Below are 14,254 nucleotides of genomic sequence, written 5' to 3'. Positions count from 1 at the left end.
GGGTCCTTTCGTCGACCCCGGTGGTTGAGGTGCGAGCTCGCGAGCCTCGAACCCCGGGGACCTGGGTCAGATGAGGTACTGGCTGAGGCCGCGCTTGAGGTAGCGCCCGTGGCCCGGGCTGCCGAGGTACGCCCCGCCGTCGACCAGCACCCGGCCGCGGGAGATCACGGTGTCGACGTGACCGTCGATCTCGAAGCCCTCCCAGGCGGAGTGGTCCATGTTCATGTGGTGCGTCTTGCCCTCGCCGTAGCCGATCGACGTGTGCCCGTTCGGGTCGTAGACCACGATGTCGGCGTCGGCACCGGGCGCGATCACGCCCTTCTTGCCGTAGAGGCCGAACATCCGCGCCGGCGTCGTCGAGGTCAGCTCGACCCAGCGCGCCAGCGAGATCTCGCCGGTCACGACGCCCTGGTACATCAGGTCCATCCGGTGCTCGACCGAGCCGATGCCGTTCGGGATCGCCCGGAAGTCGCCCCTGCCGAGCTCCTTCTGGTCCTTCATGCAGAACGGGCAGTGGTCGGTCGAGACCATCTGCAGGTCGTTGGTGCGCAGCGCCTGCCACATGGAGTCCTGGTGGCCCTCGGCGCGCGAGCGCAGCGGCGTCGAGCACACCCACTTCGCGCCCTCGAACGCGCCGTAGTCGTCGCTGCGCGCGCCGAGCTGCTCCTCCAGGGACAGGTAGAGGTACTGCGGGCAGGTCTCGCCGAAGACGTTCTGCCCCTTGTCGCGGGCCCAGGCGAGCTGCTCGACCGCCTGCTTGGCGGAGACGTGCACGACGTACAGGGGTGCGCCGGTGAGGTTGGCGAGCATGATCGCGCGGTGCGTCGCCTCCTCCTCCATCTGCCAGGCGCGCGCGATGCCGTGGAAGTACGGGTCGGTCTTGCCCTGGCTGACCAGCTGCTCGGCCAGCACGTCGATCGCGGGGCCGTTCTCGGCGTGCATCATCGTGAGCAGACCGAGGTCGGCGGCCCGCTGCATCGCCTTGAGGATCTGGGCGTCGTCGCTGTAGAAGACGCCCGGGTAGGCCATGAACAGCTTGTACGACGTGATGCCCTCGTCGACGAGCGTCTCCATCGCCTTGAGGGAGAACTCGTCGACGCCGCCGATGATCTGGTGGAAGCCGTAGTCGATCGCGCAGTTTCCGTCTGCCTTGGCGTGCCAGGCGGCCAGGCCCTCCTCGACGCGCTCGCCGTAGCGCTGCACCGCGAAGTCGATGATCGAGGTGGTGCCGCCCCAGGCAGCCGCGCGCGTGCCGGTCTCGAACGTGTCGGAGGCGTTCGTGCCGCCGAACGGCAGCTCCATGTGGGTGTGCGCGTCCACGCCGCCGGGGATGACGTACTTCCCGGCGGCGTCGATCACGGTGTCGGCGTCGATCTGCCCGAGCGCTGTCGAGCCCGGCGCGAGCAGCGCGACGATCGTCTCGCCGTCGACGAGCACGTCGGCCGGGGTGGCGCCGGTGGCGTTGACCACCGTGCCGTTCTTGATGAGGGTCGTCATGGGTGGGTCCTCCTCCAGGTGTCGGTGGTTTCGAGGCTCGTCGCTGGCGCTCCTCGCACCTCAACCACCGGGCTCGTGCCCCCGGCGCCGGTGGTTGAGGTGCGGGCGCCAGCGAGCCTCGAAACCTCCGGGGCGGTCACGGCTGGGCGATCCGGGTGTACGAGTCGGGCCGCCGGTCGCGGTAGAACTGCCAGTCGTCGCGCATCTCCTGCACCATCCGCAGGTCGAGGTCGCGGACCATCAGCTCCTCCTTCTCGTCACTGCCCAGCTCGCCGACGTAGTTGCCGCGCGGGTCGATGATCTGGCTGGTGCCGTAGAAGTTGACCGCCTCGTCGCCGTACTCGTTGTCCTCGAGGCCGACCCGGTTGGGCTGCAGCACGAAGTAGCCGTTGGCGACCGCGGCGGCCGGGCCCTCGATCTCCCACAACCGGTTGGAGAGGCCGGGCTTGGTGGCGTTGGGGTTGAAGACCATGTGGGCGCCGTTGAGGCCGAGCTCGCGCCAGCCCTCGGGGAAGTGCCGGTCGTAGCAGATGTAGGTGCCGACCTTGCCGACCGCGGTGTCGAAGACGGGATAGCCCAGGTTGCCGGGCCGGAAGTAGAACTTCTCCCAGAACTTCTCCACGTGGGGAATGTGGTTCTTGCGGTACTTGCCGAGGATCGTGCCGTCGGCGTCGACCACCACGGTGGTGTTGTAGTAGACGCCGGTCTGCTCCTCCTCGTAGATCGGCAGGACCATCACCATGCCGAGCTCCTGGGCGAGCGCGGCGAAGCGCTGCACGATCGGGCCGTCCGCCGGCTCGGCGTACCGGTAGTACTTCTTGTCCTGGGTGATCCCGAAGTACGGGCCGTAGAACAGCTCCTGGAAGCAGATCACCTGCGCGCCCAGGTCGTGGGCGTCACGCGCGAACTGCTCGTGCTTGTCGAGCATCGACGCCTTGTCGCCGGTCCAGGTCGTCTGTGAGATCGCTGCTCGCACTGTGTCCATGCCACCCCTCCGCAGGATTCCTCGAGGTCGTCGAGGTCGGATTTTCTGTTATCTTCTGCTCTGAACATTTCGGATTGGTTTCCCGGTGTATCACCGCCGTAAAGCCCTGCGCAAGAGTTCGGGGCGCACGAATCGACCCGGGGGTGAAGGTGGCCAGGCTCGAAGATCTGGACGACCGCTCGCCGCGCGGCATCGCCGGCACCCTGGCCCGGCAGATCCGCCAGGGCGAGCTCTCGCCCGGTGACCGGCTGCCCACCGTGCGCCACGTCGCGGCCACCCTCGGCGTCAGCCCCGCCACGGTCAGCGAGGCCTGGCAGGCGTTGCGTCGGGCCGGCCTGATCGAGTCGCGCGGCCGCGCCGGCAGCTTCGTGCGCACCGAGCCGAAGCCGTGGCTCAGCCCGCGCGTGCAAGGTCTCGTCGGGTACGTCGAGGGCCTGCCGCTCGACCTCTCGCGCGGCACGCCCGACCCGGCGCTGCTGCCCCCGCTCGCGCCGGCGCTGAGGCGGGTGCGCCCGACCGCGGACACGAACGTCTACCAGGACTCCCCGGTGCTCCCGGAACTGCGTGACGTGCTCGCCTCGACCTGGCCGTTCGAGGCGGAGGTGGTCACCGTGGTCAACGGCGCCCAGGACGCCGTGGTCCGCACGCTCGAGCAGGTCGTCGGCTTCGGCGACCGGGTGGCGATCGAGAGCCCCGGCTTCCCGGCGTTCCTGGACATGCTCGACGTGCTCGGAGCCGAGATCGTGCCGCTCGACCTGGACGCCGAGGGCGTCACGGTCGCGTCCCTGACCCGAGCGCTCAAGGGCAAGCCCGCCGCGATCGTCCTGCAGCCGCGGGCGCAGAACCCGACCGGCGTCTCGATGTCGCCGCGCCGGGCCGAGGACCTGGCCCGTGCCGTGCGTCGCGCGCGGTCGACCGCGATCGTGATCGAGGACGACCACTCCGGGGCGATCAGCGTGGGGGAGGACGTCTCGCTCGGCCGGTGGCTCCCCGGCCAGGTGATGCACGTCCGCGGGTTCTCGAAGTCGCACGGCCCCGACCTGCGGATCGCCGCGCTCGGCGGCCCCAGCGAGCTCGTCGACCGGCTGGTGGCCCGCCGGATGCTCGGCGCAGGGTGGACCTCCCGGATGCTCCAGACGATCCTCCTCGACCTCCTCGTCGAGCCGGCCTCGGTGGCGGCGGTCGAGGTCGCCCGGCGTACGTACGCCGAGCGGCAGGCCGCCCTCTGCTCCGCCCTCGCCGAGCACGGCATCGAGCTCGCCGTGCCCGACGGCATCAACCTGTGGCTCCCCGTCGCCGACGAGCGGGGCGCGCTCGTGCAGCTGACCACGCTCGGCATCCGGGCGGCCGGTGGCACGCCCTTCCTGGCGCCCGGCCCGGAGGAGTCCGGCAACGGGGGCGACCACCTGCGCGTGACGGCCGGGCTCGTCGAGACGAAGGCGGCGTCTCACGTGGCTGGCGCTCTCGCGGCGGCGGCGACGGCCGGGGCCGTACGCTACGGCGCGTGACCACTGCAGACAGCGCCGTGCCCGACCTGAAGAACCTCACCATCTCCGTGCTCGGCGGCACCGGTCCCCAGGGCCGCGGGCTCGCCCGTCGGTTCGCCCAGGCCGGGCTGACCGTCGTGATCGGCAGCCGCACGCAGGAGAAGGGCGCGGCGACCGGCGCCGAGCTCGCCGCAGCCACGGGCGGTGCGATCACCGGCACCGACAACCTGAGCGCCGCCGAGGCCGGTGACCTCGTGCTCGTCGTCGTGCCGTGGGAGGGCCACGACCAGCTGCTCGAGTCGCTGAAGCAGGCGCTCGCCGGCAAGGTGGTCGTCGACTGCGTGAACCCGCTCGGCTTCGACAAGCAGGGTGCCTACGCGCTGAAGGTCGAGGAGGGCTCCGCCACCGAGCAGGCCGCGGCGATCCTCACCGAGAGCACGGTCGTGGGCGCGTTCCACAACGTCAGCGCCACGCTGCTCGAGGACCCGGAGGTGACGTCGGTCGAGACCGACGTCCTGGTGCTGGGCGACGAGCGCGAGGCGACCGACCTGGTCCAGGCGCTCGCCGACACCGTGCCCGGCATGCGGGGCGTGTACGCCGGCCGCCGCCGCAACGCCCATCAGGTCGAGGCCCTGACCGCGAACCTGATCAGCGTCAACCGGCGCTACAAGGCGCACGCCGGGGTCCGCGTCACGGACATCTGAGCGACCGGCCGTGGACCTGCTGCGCACCCCGGACGAACGCTTTGCGAACCTGCCGGACTACCCCTTCGAGCCGCACTACGTGACGCTCGCCGACGGCGTGCGCGTGCACTACCTCGACGAGGGGCCGCGCGACGCCGAGGTCGTGCTGATGCTGCACGGCGAGCCGTCGTGGAGCTACCTCTACCGGCACATGGTGCCCGTCTTCGCCGAGGCCGGGCTGCGTGCGGTCGCACCCGACCTGGTCGGCTTCGGCCGCTCGGACAAGCCGACCCGGCTCTCCGACTACACCTACCAGGGCCACGTCGACTGGCTGCGGGAGTGGATGGAGGCGCTCGACCTGCGCCGGATCACGCTGATCTGCCAGGACTGGGGCTCGCTGCTCGGCCTGCGCCTCGCCGCCGAGCACGGCGACCGGTTCGACCGGATCGTGGTCGCGAACGGCTTCCTCCCGACCGCCGACCGGCGCACCCCGCCCGCCTTCCGGGTCTGGCGTGCCTTCGCGACCTGGTCGCCGGTCTTCCCGGTCGGCCGGATCGTCGCGACCGGCACGAAACGCGCGCTCTCGCCGGCCGAGCGGGCGGCGTACGACGCCCCGTACCCGAGCCGTCGCCACCTCGCCGGCGCCCGCGCCTTCCCGCGCCTGGTGCCGACCTCGCCCGACGACCCCGCCGTGCCGGCCAACCGGGCCGCGTGGGCGCGTCTCGGCGCCTGGGAGAAGCCCTTCCTCACCCTCTTCGGCGACAGCGACCCCATCCTCGGCCGCGCCGACGGCCCCCTCCAGCAGCATGTGCCCGGCGCCCGCGACCAGCCGCACGCCCGCCTGTCCGGCAGCCACTTCGTGCAGGAGGACGCCGGCCCGGAGATCGCACGCCGCACCGTGGACTGGATGCGCGGCGCCCGCTGACGCGTCGCCGGGGCGCGACGCTCCTATGCTTCGTCAAGCAGCTGCGGCCCCGTTTTCGAGTAGGCGGTAGAGGTCTCGGGCGACATAGCGGGCAAGGCAGCGTTTGATCTCTCGGCTGGTCTTGCCCTCGGCGGTGCGGCGGGCGACGTAGTCGCGGGTGGCTTGCTGGTACTGGATCCGGATCTGCACGACCGTGTGCAAGGCGGTGTTGAGGCTTCGGTCGCCGTAACGATTGAGTCGATAACGGGTGGTGACTTGGCCACTGTTGGCAGGGATGGGTGCCACGCCGGCGAGCATCGCGAACGCTGCCTCGGAGTGGATCCGGCCAGGGTGGGACCAGGCGCACAACACTGTCGCGGCGACGATCGGTCCGACGCCGAACTCCTCGAGCAGGTCGGGTCGCCAGCTGCGGATGATGGCCAGGATCGCCTTCTGCAGTTCACGTGCTTCCTTCAACATCGCGTGCGCGCGACGAGCCAAGGTCCGCAGCGCCACGACCGTGCTGGTCGTCTCCACGTCCCAGGAGGCGTGCACCCGCAGGCCCGCGGCGGTGTTGAGCATCGCGGCAAGCTTCTGCCCACGGAACCGGGCACGGATGGGTTCGGGTGCGGCGATGACCAGGCTGAAGACCTGCAGCTGGGCCTCGGTGGAGGCGTTGATCGCCGAGCGGCGAGCAGCCAAGAGCACCGACAGGGCTTGGCGTTCGCCCCCGCTGCGCGGGGTCCCCAACTTGGGTCGGGACATCGCTTCACGCGCAGCCCGGATCGCATCGAGCGGATCGGACTTCGCACCGTTGCGGCGCGCAGACCGCTTCGGGCGGTCCAACTCGATGACGATCTCCGAGGCCTCCAGCAGGTGACGGCTCAGGCCCGCGCCGTGGCCACTGGTCCCTTCGATCGCCCAGGCCCGCAACGTGGCGTGGTTGTTGGCAAACGCCACGAGCTCGGCATAGCCCTGGGCTGTCGCCTCGACAGTGATCTCGTTGAGGACGCCACCGGTCGCGGTGTCGACCACAGCAGCGGAGTGGGTGTGGACGTGGGTGTCGACGCCGATGACGACATCGACCACGTCGCGTAGATCGGTCAGACTGGTCATGCGTTCTCTCCTTCGCTGGACGGGACGTGGTTCCGGTCCGGGACGGAGGTTCGGCAGGACTGTGATGAGACACATCCGGCGCCTCTAACGCCAGGTGGTCAAGCTCCTGATCAGGCCAGCTCCTCCAACCGGGCCGGGGCCGGCAACCACGAGTGGACATGTCGCACTAAGGCACCAAGGCCAGTCATTCCGGGGGTCACACCCGTAGTCACCAACCCACAGCCCATCACCGTCAGGCTGCGTTGGCGATCCTCACAGTCCTTCCGCCGCCAGCCGGCAGCCCCTCGACGCCTGACGTCGTGCGGGTCCTACGTCACGGGTGGGACACTCGTCTGGATGAGGCTCGCAACGGATGGCCCGGACCCGCAGGAGTCACCCACGGTGCGCGCACCCTGGGGTCAGACCGCCGGACGGGCGGACAAAGTGATCGCGCTCCTGCTCGGCATCTACCTGGCGTACTCGCTCGCACTGTGGCCGCTCGTGCCGGCGCTGATCGGGTCGCACCCGTTGCTGCTGGAGATCCTCAGCGGGTCGACGTTGGCCGAGGTGACCGTCGGTGCACGCAGTCGGCTGGGAGAGCTGCCGCTCTGGTTCGCCGTGGCGGCCGCTCTGCCCGCCACGATGATCTTCGACTGGGTCTTCTGGTGGGCGGGGCGACGGTGGGGCGACCGTGCACTGCACCTCCTCCTGGGCAGCGGTTCCTCGCCACGCGCACGGGCGAAACGCGAGGCACGTGCGGTCCGGCTCGAGCGCATGGCCGAGAGGTACGGTTCAGCGGGCGTCGTGCTGGCCTACTACCTTCCGCTACCGACGGTGCTGATCTACGCGGCCGCGGGGCTGTCGGGGATGCGTCTGCGCACCTTCCTGGCGCTGGACCTCCTCGGCACAGTGCTCTGGGTCGGCCCCGTCGTCGGCCTTGGCTACACCATCGGCAAGCCCGCCGTGGATGTCGTCCGCCGGGTCGACCACTACTCCACGCTCCTGACCATCGTGGTGGTCCTCGTGGTGATCGGCGTTCAAGCTCGAAGACGTCGCCCCGCACTCAAGTGACGCGTCCCGAGCTGGGCGCGTCGACTCAGCGGCGAACCCGGTAGCGGATGTGGGTCGCCTCGGGGGTGTCGATCACGTGGCGAATGTCGAGCTCGATCTCCGCCGGCAGAACGTCGAAGAGCCGGCGACCGTTGCCGAGCAGGACCGGGATCTGGTGGATCTGGATCTCGTCGAGGACGCCGGCCTCGAGGGCTCGCTGCGCGACGTTGGCGCCACGGACCTGCACGTCCTTGCCGCCCGCTGCGGCCTTAGCCTGCTCCATGGCGCTCGCGATGCCGTCGGCGACGTAGGTGACCAAGGGGTACCCCCAGCGGGCGGCCGGAGGCGGCGGACGGTGACTGGGCACGAAGATCGGCACGCCACCGTGCGAACCACCCCAGTGATCCATGAGCTCTGCGGTCCGGCGGCCGGCGAGGATCGCTCCGGCCGCGCTCCACTCGTCCTCGAACTGCTTGACCGGCCGCGACGGGTCCCGTGAGTCGGCCCACGCGTGCAGCCGCTCGCCGTCCTCACCACCCAGGTAGTCGTTCACGTCGGCGACGAAGCCGTCGACCGAGACGGACATGTCGAGCACGGACAGGGACATCGTTCCTCCTTGGTGCGATTCTTCATGACGCGACGGTGTTGTCACGCCCTTGCTCTCACCACGAACGAGCCGCTCCGGATCCGACACCCGAGTGACCTTCCTTCGGCGGAGTCAGATCCGAACGTGTGGATCGCACCCCCGGTAGATTCGCCGTGATGCGGCCAGGACGACCGCCGGTTGCCCCACAGCTCATCGACGTCTCGAGGACATGACGATGGACCTCTGCCTGAGCTGGAACCGCTCCCTGCTCTCGTAGGGTGAGGGCGGCAAGCGGGGTTCGCGCACCGCAACGGGGAGTGACCCTTCGCTCGAGGAGACTGACACGGATGGACCCGGTCAAGTTCGGTTTGGTGGGTTATGGCTTCGGGGGCAGGTACTTCCACGCGCCGTTGATCTCCTCCGCGCGGGAGTGTGAGTTCCTCGGCGTGGTCACCACGTCGAGCGAGCGCCGCGAGCTCGTGGCTGCCGACCATCCCGGCCTCGACACGTTCGACTCCCTCACGGCCCTGGCGGACGCCGGCGCCGAGGCCGTGGCCATCTCCACGCCGGCCGACACCCATTCGGACCTCACGGACAAGGCCATCGCGCTGGGCCTGTCGGTGGTCTGCGACAAGCCGTTCAGCCTGGATCCGCAGGCCGCACGCCGCAGCGTCGCGCTCGCAGTCGAGCGCGGAGTGACGCTGAGCCCCTACCAGAACCGCAGGTGGGACTCCGACTTCCTCACGGTGCGGAACCTCGTCGGGGATGGGTCCCTGGGCGACGTGCGGAGGTTCGAGTCGCGATTCGAGAGGTACGCCCCTGGCAGGGGCCCGGGACGGTCGGGCGGTGGCACTCTGCTCGACTTCGGAGCGCACCTCGTGGACCAGGCACTCGTTCTGCTGGGACCGGTGGAGGACGTGTACGCCGAGTACATGATCCGCGAGACCGGGCTCGACGACGACGTCTTCGTCGCCCTGAGGCACACCAACGGCGCCATCTCCCACCTGTGGGGCAGCTGGAGCCAGCACGCCCCCGGGCCGCGGTTCCGGGTCACCGGTACGACCGCGTCCCTGGTCGTCACGACAGCAGACACCCAGGAGGGTCTGCTCGTCACCGGCGCGACGCCGTCGACCACCGACACCTGGGGTGTGGAAGCGCCCTCCGAGCTCGACCGCATCCACACGGCGTCGACGTCCGCACCGGTCACACTCGCCCGTGGTGCGTGGGACACGTTCTACCCGGCCTTCGCCCGAGCCGTGCGCGGCGAGGGACCGCCACCGGTGAACGCCACCGACGCCGTCGCGACAGCGGACGTCCTCGAGGCCGCCCGCGTCAGTGCCACCCGACATGCGCTCGCTCGTCCAGGAGCCGCTGGCTGAACGCGATGTCGTATTCGGTGCGCGTCGTTCGTGGCTGACGTGACAGACCGTCCACGAGGGGCGCCGCCGTGACCGCAGGAGATGTCCGTTGACACACTCGCAGGCCCATATCCACCGGATGTTCGAGCTCATCGAGCCGATCGCCACGGTCACCTTCTCCGATGCGGTGAACCAGGCGTTCCTGGCCCTGGGCATGCGCAACTACTGGGACGGATACTTCGCGGGACGGGCCGCGCCGCTGGGCCTGGTCCCGGCAGAGGTGGTGGACGCGGTGTTCTACAACTTCGCCGCCGGTGAGGTGGCACGCCACATCCCCTGGGTCTGGGGAAAGGTCACCCCGGAACAGGCGATCGTCGTTCGCGAGCGGGCCAGCGCTGCCGCGCTGCGACAGAGGATCGGGAAGATCGCCGAGTCCACCGGTCTGGCGCGAGTCGCCGAGCTCGCCACCCGAGCGGCCGTCAGTGCGCCGACCGAGGGCCGGATCCTGTACGCCGCGCACCGGGCGCTCGTCGTACCCGAGGAGCCGGTGGCCCGACTCTGGCACGCGGCGAACCTTCTGCGCGAGCACCGGGGGGACGGGCACAACGCCGCCCTCGTCGCTCACGACATCGGTCGCACCGAGGCCCACGTCCTCATGGCTCTCGCCCTCGGGCAGAAGGCGGAGGAGTTCGGCCGGATCTCCCACCTGCCCAGCGCACACCTGGCCGCCGTGATCGACGGGCTGCGCGGGCGCGGCCTCGTGGACGGCACCGGGGGCTTCACCGCTGCCGGCCGGGAGACCAGGGAGCGGATCGAAACGCTCACCGATGAACTGGCAGCGCCGGCGTACGACGTGCTCAGCGCAGACGAGCTCGAGGAGCTGACCGCGGGCCTCGAGCCGATTGCCTCCGCCCGCTAGTCGTCAGCCGACGATCCGGTGACCGGCCCGGCGTAGCAGCTCAGACGCCTCATCCAGCCGATCATCCGGGATCATCACGACGTCGCCGTCGAAGCTGGCGGCGACCCAGACAGGCACCTTGCCTGCGGCGAGAGGTGCCACGACCGCAGCGAGCATGCCGGTCGCGTCCGGCGGATGCGCCTCGTCGCCGTTCCACAACGCCGCCCACGCGTCGGCGGCCTCGTCCTGGCGTCGCATGCACGCTCCGCCGTCAGGGCCGTGCACGACCGCGAGCACCTCGCCGTCATCGGCGACCTCGACGTCCGGCACCAGGCGCTGCAGCACGTACCGGCCCTCGAGCAGCCGCAACGTCTGACCATCAGCCATCGACACCAGCGCATCGTGGCACACCGTGGTGTGCGCAGGGCTCGTGCCAGAGGACGACCTGCCGCCTGCGCGAGCCCTTAACGTGGGTGGATGACCGATGAGTTCACGGCCGAGCGCTGGTCGACAACAGCATGACGACAGGGAAGATCGACATCCGTTTCAGTGACCCCGCGGCCACCGCACCCTCATGGGAGTCAATCGACGCGCTGCTCGATGAGGCGCAGCTCTACTGGCTGACCACCGTGCGGTCCGACGGACGCCCGCACGTGACCCCGCTGGTCGGTGTCTGGAGCGACGGGCAGTTTGCGTTCTGCACCGGCGTCGGTGAGCAGAAGCACCTCAACCTGGAGCACTCGCCACTCGTGGCCGTGACGACCGGCAGCAATGGCTGGAAGTCAGGCACCGACGTCGTGGTCGAGGGGACCGCGCACCGGGTCACCGGGCGCGAGCGCCTCCGGCCGCTCGCCGAGGCGTGGCTGCGCAAGTACGGCGATGACTGGGCGTGGGACGCCGACGACGAGGGCTTCACCGACGGCGACGGCAGTCGGCCGTGGGTCTACGTCGTAGCGCCGGCGAAGGTGATCGCGTTCGGCAAGGACCCTCACTCGCAGACGGTCTATCGGCCCTGAGAGGGCGCCGGACCCACGTGAGAACGTCCGGCACACCATCAGGTGACCGCCTCGAATCGTCGGGATCAGCGCGATCCGCTCAGACAAGGTGGATCACGCCGCCGCGTGCAGGTGCACTCTCATGCCGCGAAGAAAGCTCGCGCTGACCCGCCGGCGTCGTGTCGCGGTGCGGGAGATCCTCGATGCTGCCTGGCGGCTGATGGCACGTCATGACCTGGGTGACGATGAAGTGGACCGGGAGCAAGGACCGCGACGACGACCTGCACCGTGGCATGACCACGACCCTGCACAGGATCAAGGCGGCCGCCGAGGCGGCGTGACGGGCCGAACGACGCCCCGGCGCCTCAGCTGCCCTCGGCGACGGGGTAGATCTCGTCCGCCACGAGTCCGTGCGCCTCGCGGTGCACGGTCGCGGCGGCGTCGGCCGTCGGTGCCTCGACCAGGCAGAAGACCTTGCCCTGGTCCTCGTTCACCCAGTAGTGCAGGTACTGCACGCCGTGCTGGCCCTGGGTGGCCAGGTCCGCCAGGTGCGCGCCGGCGACGTCGTCGAGGCTGACGCCGCCGTCGATCGTGTGGACGTCCATGAACAGTGCCATCGTGGTCTCCTTCGTGGGGTCGGCGCTCACGCGCCGGATCGGGCCTGCTCGGGGCAGAAGCCGGAGCAGAGCAGTCGCAGCCGGGTGAGCCGGCCGGAGTCGTCGGTGTCGGCGTACATCTCCTGCTCGACGAGGCACCACACGCCGTCGAGCTTCTCCCCGCGGGCGCGGGCGCGCCAGCGCAGGTGCAGCCGCTCGCCGACGCCGCCGACGACCGCCTCGACCACGTCGAAGTCGTCGAGGTCGCCGAACCAGCCGGTGAACGCCTCGCGCACGCCGTCCGGGCCGGTCCACTCGCGCAGGCCGCGCGGGACGAGTGCCTGGAAGTACGCCGTCTCGGCGACCGTGTCGCCGAGGCCGGCGAAGTCACGGCGGACCAGGTGCTCGGGGAAGGTGCCCGCGGCGGTGTAGCTCGGCGACGCCGGCCCGCCGGTGGCGGGGGCTGCTGTGGTGGTCATGGCACAGTTCTAGGCGCGGACAGGTCCGCGCCGGATCGGGCAGGTGCCTGATCTTTCGGCGTCAGTCGGGAGGAGCGCCGACGAACCCGTGCTGCATCGCGAAGAGCGCGGCCTGGGTCCGGGTCGAGACCCCGAGCTTGGCGTAGATGTGCTCGAGGTGGGTGGACACGGTCTTGCGGGAGACGCTCAGCGCGGCGGCGATCTGCGGGTTCGACAGCCCGCGGGCCAGCTCGATCAGCACCTCGACCTCGCGGTCGGTGAGACCGCCGGGCGTCACCTCGCGCTTGCGTGCCCTGCGGCCGTTGCTCGCGAGCAGCGCGTTGACCGCGTCTGCGTCGAGCTCACCGGCCCGGGCCTGCTCGCGCAGCCGGAGGGCCGCCTGGTCGGGGTCGAGCGCCGGCTCCCGGGGGTCGGCGTCGAGCAGCGACTGGTAGGCGTCGGCGACGGCGACGACCCGGGCAGGCAGCGGCAGCGCGTCCCGTCCCAGCCCGTGCGGGTAGCCGGAGCCGTCGAGACGCTCGTGGTGGAGGCTGGCGGTGCGGGCGACCGCCTCGAGCCCGGGCACCCGGGAGAGCATCCGCTCGGTGAGGTACGGGTGCGTGCGCGCCCGCTCGCGCTCGCTGACCGACCACCGCGGCTGGTTCCAGACCGGGCTCGGGACGCCGATCACGCCGAGGTCGTGCACCAGCGCGGCTCGACGTACCAGGGTCGTGTCGGCGTCCGACAGTCCCAGCCGGCCCGCGATGCGGGTTGCCCAGGCGGCGACGCCGCGCGAGTGGCCGGTCCGGTACGGCGTCTTGAGGTCCGCGAAGTCCGCGAAGGCCTCGAGGGCGCGATCGAGCTCGGCCTCGGTCAGCGTCGCGCCCAGCCGCGGGTCCAGCGCGATCACCTCGTCCCACACCTGCACGTCGCCGATGCCCGCGAGCACTTCGTCCGCACGGGCGAGGAACGCGTCGACGAGCGCCGGGTCGAACTGCGTGCCGCGGCGCTCCTGCGCGACCTGCACCGCGGCCGCCTTCCCGCCGGTGTCGAAGAACGCCTCGACGACGTCGGCCAGGTGCACGACCCGGATCGCCGGCGCGAGGTCGAGGGCGCCCTCCCGGCCCGGCACCCCGCGCCCGTCCCAGCGCTCGAAGGCCTGCAGCAGCGGGCGGCTCACCTCGTCGCCGAGGTCGAGCCGGCCGGCCAGGTCGCTCGCCGCCAGGCAGTGGTTCTGCATCACCCGCTGGACCGAGCGGCCGGCGGTGGCGAGGAAGCCGCCCATCATGCCGAGCCGGTGCAGCCGCGACGACCCTCCGCCGAGGTGGCGCAGCACGAACAGCGCCATGGTCATGCCGCCGAGGTCCCCGTCGTGGGTGTCGGCGTACAGAGCGGTCTCGTCGCCGAAGAGCGCGGCGACCTCGCTGGTGTCGGCCGCACACCCGACCCACGTGAGCAGCGACGTGTAGTACGCCGCGGCCCGGTTCTCGGCCTCGACACCTGCGGCGTCGGCCAGCCGGAGCGCGATCAGGGTCTGCCTGAGCACGCGCTCCATCGGCCGCCCCATGCCGAGGTCCGAGACCAGGGACAGGGTCGCCACGAGCTCGGACAACCGCACCGGCTGGGCCGTGTTGGACACGCGCTCATGATGGCACCGTGGCA

At 70.7% G+C, this 14,254-nt stretch carries 15 protein-coding genes; 7 read left to right on the top strand and 8 right to left on the bottom strand.

Annotated elements, in window-relative coordinates:
- Nucleotides 1-66: 66 nt before the first annotated feature.
- Complete coding sequence (hydA, locus tag EFL26_RS02375) at nt 67-1,497, bottom strand: dihydropyrimidinase (RefSeq protein ID WP_123221293.1); 1,431 nt, start codon at nt 1,495-1,497, stop codon at nt 67-69.
- Between the two features lie 136 nt (nt 1,498-1,633).
- Nucleotides 1,634-2,482: a nitrilase-related carbon-nitrogen hydrolase gene (locus EFL26_RS02370; protein ID WP_123221292.1), complete on the bottom strand. Its 849-nt coding sequence runs from the start codon at nt 2,480-2,482 to the stop codon at nt 1,634-1,636.
- Nucleotides 2,483-2,631: 149 nt separating this feature from the next.
- Here EFL26_RS02370 and EFL26_RS02365 point away from each other — a divergent pair, with 149 nt between their 5' ends.
- Genes EFL26_RS02365 through EFL26_RS02355 form a run of 3 tightly spaced genes read left to right on the top strand, consistent with a single transcriptional unit; the run spans nt 2,632 to nt 5,577 of the window.
- The gene (locus EFL26_RS02365) at nt 2,632-3,990 is read left to right on the top strand and encodes an aminotransferase-like domain-containing protein (protein ID WP_221176809.1); all 1,359 of its coding nucleotides are present in this window, start codon (nt 2,632-2,634) and stop codon (nt 3,988-3,990) included.
- Nucleotides 3,987-4,673, top strand: a complete 687-nt coding sequence (gene npdG, locus EFL26_RS02360; protein ID WP_123221291.1) for an NADPH-dependent F420 reductase — start codon at nt 3,987-3,989, stop codon at nt 4,671-4,673. The genes EFL26_RS02365 and npdG overlap by 4 nt, the downstream gene beginning before the upstream one ends.
- 10 nt (nt 4,674-4,683) lie before the next feature.
- Nucleotides 4,684-5,577 carry a haloalkane dehalogenase gene (locus EFL26_RS02355; protein WP_123221290.1) on the top strand — a complete coding sequence of 298 codons (894 nt, stop codon included), beginning with the start codon at nt 4,684-4,686 and terminating at the stop codon, nt 5,575-5,577.
- Nucleotides 5,578-5,610: 33 nt separating this feature from the next.
- Here EFL26_RS02355 and EFL26_RS02350 read toward each other — a convergent pair whose 3' ends face one another.
- On the bottom strand, nt 5,611-6,672 hold the full coding sequence (locus tag EFL26_RS02350) for an IS110 family RNA-guided transposase (protein ID WP_183407998.1): 1,062 nt from the start codon (nt 6,670-6,672) through the stop codon (nt 5,611-5,613).
- Between the two features lie 336 nt (nt 6,673-7,008).
- On the opposite strand from EFL26_RS02350, the gene EFL26_RS02345 reads away from it, so the two are divergent.
- A complete protein-coding gene (locus EFL26_RS02345; protein WP_123221289.1) occupies nt 7,009-7,722 on the top strand; it encodes a DedA family protein in 714 nt (237 codons plus the stop codon).
- A 25-nt stretch (nt 7,723-7,747) separates the two neighbouring features.
- On the opposite strand, the gene EFL26_RS02340 is transcribed toward EFL26_RS02345, so the two are convergent.
- Nucleotides 7,748-8,308 carry a dihydrofolate reductase family protein gene (locus tag EFL26_RS02340; RefSeq protein ID WP_123221288.1) on the bottom strand — a complete coding sequence of 187 codons (561 nt, stop codon included), beginning with the start codon at nt 8,306-8,308 and terminating at the stop codon, nt 7,748-7,750.
- A 326-nt stretch (nt 8,309-8,634) separates the two neighbouring features.
- On the opposite strand from EFL26_RS02340, the gene EFL26_RS02335 reads away from it, so the two are divergent.
- Nucleotides 8,635-9,666: a Gfo/Idh/MocA family protein gene (locus EFL26_RS02335; protein ID WP_123221287.1), complete on the top strand. Its 1,032-nt coding sequence runs from the start codon at nt 8,635-8,637 to the stop codon at nt 9,664-9,666.
- 118 nt (nt 9,667-9,784) lie between these two features.
- Nucleotides 9,785-10,564, top strand: a complete 780-nt coding sequence (locus tag EFL26_RS02330) for an SCO6745 family protein (RefSeq protein WP_123221286.1) — start codon at nt 9,785-9,787, stop codon at nt 10,562-10,564.
- A gap of 3 nt (nt 10,565-10,567) precedes the next feature.
- Here the strand turns inward: EFL26_RS02330 and EFL26_RS02325 are convergent, their stop codons facing one another.
- Nucleotides 10,568-10,930, bottom strand: a complete 363-nt coding sequence (locus tag EFL26_RS02325) for an ACT domain-containing protein (protein WP_148046605.1) — start codon at nt 10,928-10,930, stop codon at nt 10,568-10,570.
- Nucleotides 10,931-11,061: 131 nt separating this feature from the next.
- Here EFL26_RS02325 and EFL26_RS02320 point away from each other — a divergent pair, with 131 nt between their 5' ends.
- Nucleotides 11,062-11,559 carry a pyridoxamine 5'-phosphate oxidase family protein gene (locus EFL26_RS02320; protein WP_123221284.1) on the top strand — a complete coding sequence of 166 codons (498 nt, stop codon included), beginning with the start codon at nt 11,062-11,064 and terminating at the stop codon, nt 11,557-11,559.
- 344 nt (nt 11,560-11,903) lie between these two features.
- Here the strand turns inward: EFL26_RS02320 and EFL26_RS02315 are convergent, their stop codons facing one another.
- From EFL26_RS02315 to EFL26_RS24610, 3 genes are all read right to left on the bottom strand, one after another.
- Nucleotides 11,904-12,185 carry a DUF4242 domain-containing protein gene (locus EFL26_RS02315; RefSeq protein ID WP_245999970.1) on the bottom strand — a complete coding sequence of 94 codons (282 nt, stop codon included), beginning with the start codon at nt 12,183-12,185 and terminating at the stop codon, nt 11,904-11,906.
- Nucleotides 12,182-12,613 carry a hypothetical protein gene (locus EFL26_RS02310; protein WP_123221283.1) on the bottom strand — a complete coding sequence of 144 codons (432 nt, stop codon included), beginning with the start codon at nt 12,611-12,613 and terminating at the stop codon, nt 12,182-12,184. The genes EFL26_RS02315 and EFL26_RS02310 overlap by 4 nt, the downstream gene beginning before the upstream one ends.
- Nucleotides 12,614-12,674: 61 nt before the next feature.
- Complete coding sequence (locus tag EFL26_RS24610; RefSeq protein ID WP_245999967.1) at nt 12,675-14,231, bottom strand: HD domain-containing phosphohydrolase; 1,557 nt, start codon at nt 14,229-14,231, stop codon at nt 12,675-12,677.
- Between the last annotated feature and the right edge of the window lie 23 nt (nt 14,232-14,254).

Origin of the sequence: Nocardioides pocheonensis (assembly GCF_003725535.1) — a bacterium.
In the GTDB taxonomy this organism is placed as follows: domain Bacteria; phylum Actinomycetota; class Actinomycetes; order Propionibacteriales; family Nocardioidaceae; genus Marmoricola; species Marmoricola pocheonensis.
This window is presented reverse-complemented; position numbering and strand designations above follow the sequence as displayed.

Excerpts from the sequence above, each read along its gene's own strand:
- hydA (WP_123221293.1), bottom strand. The coding sequence starts at position 1,497 with ATGACGACCCTCATCAAGAACGGCACGGTGGTCAACGCCACCGGCGCC.
- EFL26_RS02370 (WP_123221292.1), bottom strand. The coding sequence starts at position 2,482 with ATGGACACAGTGCGAGCAGCGATCTCACAGACGACCTGGACCGGCGAC.
- EFL26_RS02350 (WP_183407998.1), bottom strand. The coding sequence starts at position 6,672 with ATGACCAGTCTGACCGATCTACGCGACGTGGTCGATGTCGTCATCGGC.
- EFL26_RS02345 (WP_123221289.1), top strand. The coding sequence starts at position 7,009 with ATGAGGCTCGCAACGGATGGCCCGGACCCGCAGGAGTCACCCACGGTG.
- EFL26_RS02340 (WP_123221288.1), bottom strand. The coding sequence starts at position 8,308 with ATGTCCCTGTCCGTGCTCGACATGTCCGTCTCGGTCGACGGCTTCGTC.
- EFL26_RS02335 (WP_123221287.1), top strand. The coding sequence starts at position 8,635 with ATGGACCCGGTCAAGTTCGGTTTGGTGGGTTATGGCTTCGGGGGCAGG.
- EFL26_RS02330 (WP_123221286.1), top strand. The coding sequence starts at position 9,785 with ATGTTCGAGCTCATCGAGCCGATCGCCACGGTCACCTTCTCCGATGCG.
- EFL26_RS02325 (WP_148046605.1), bottom strand. The coding sequence starts at position 10,930 with ATGGCTGATGGTCAGACGTTGCGGCTGCTCGAGGGCCGGTACGTGCTG.
- EFL26_RS02320 (WP_123221284.1), top strand. The coding sequence starts at position 11,062 with ATGACGACAGGGAAGATCGACATCCGTTTCAGTGACCCCGCGGCCACC.
- EFL26_RS02310 (WP_123221283.1), bottom strand. The coding sequence starts at position 12,613 with ATGACCACCACAGCAGCCCCCGCCACCGGCGGGCCGGCGTCGCCGAGC.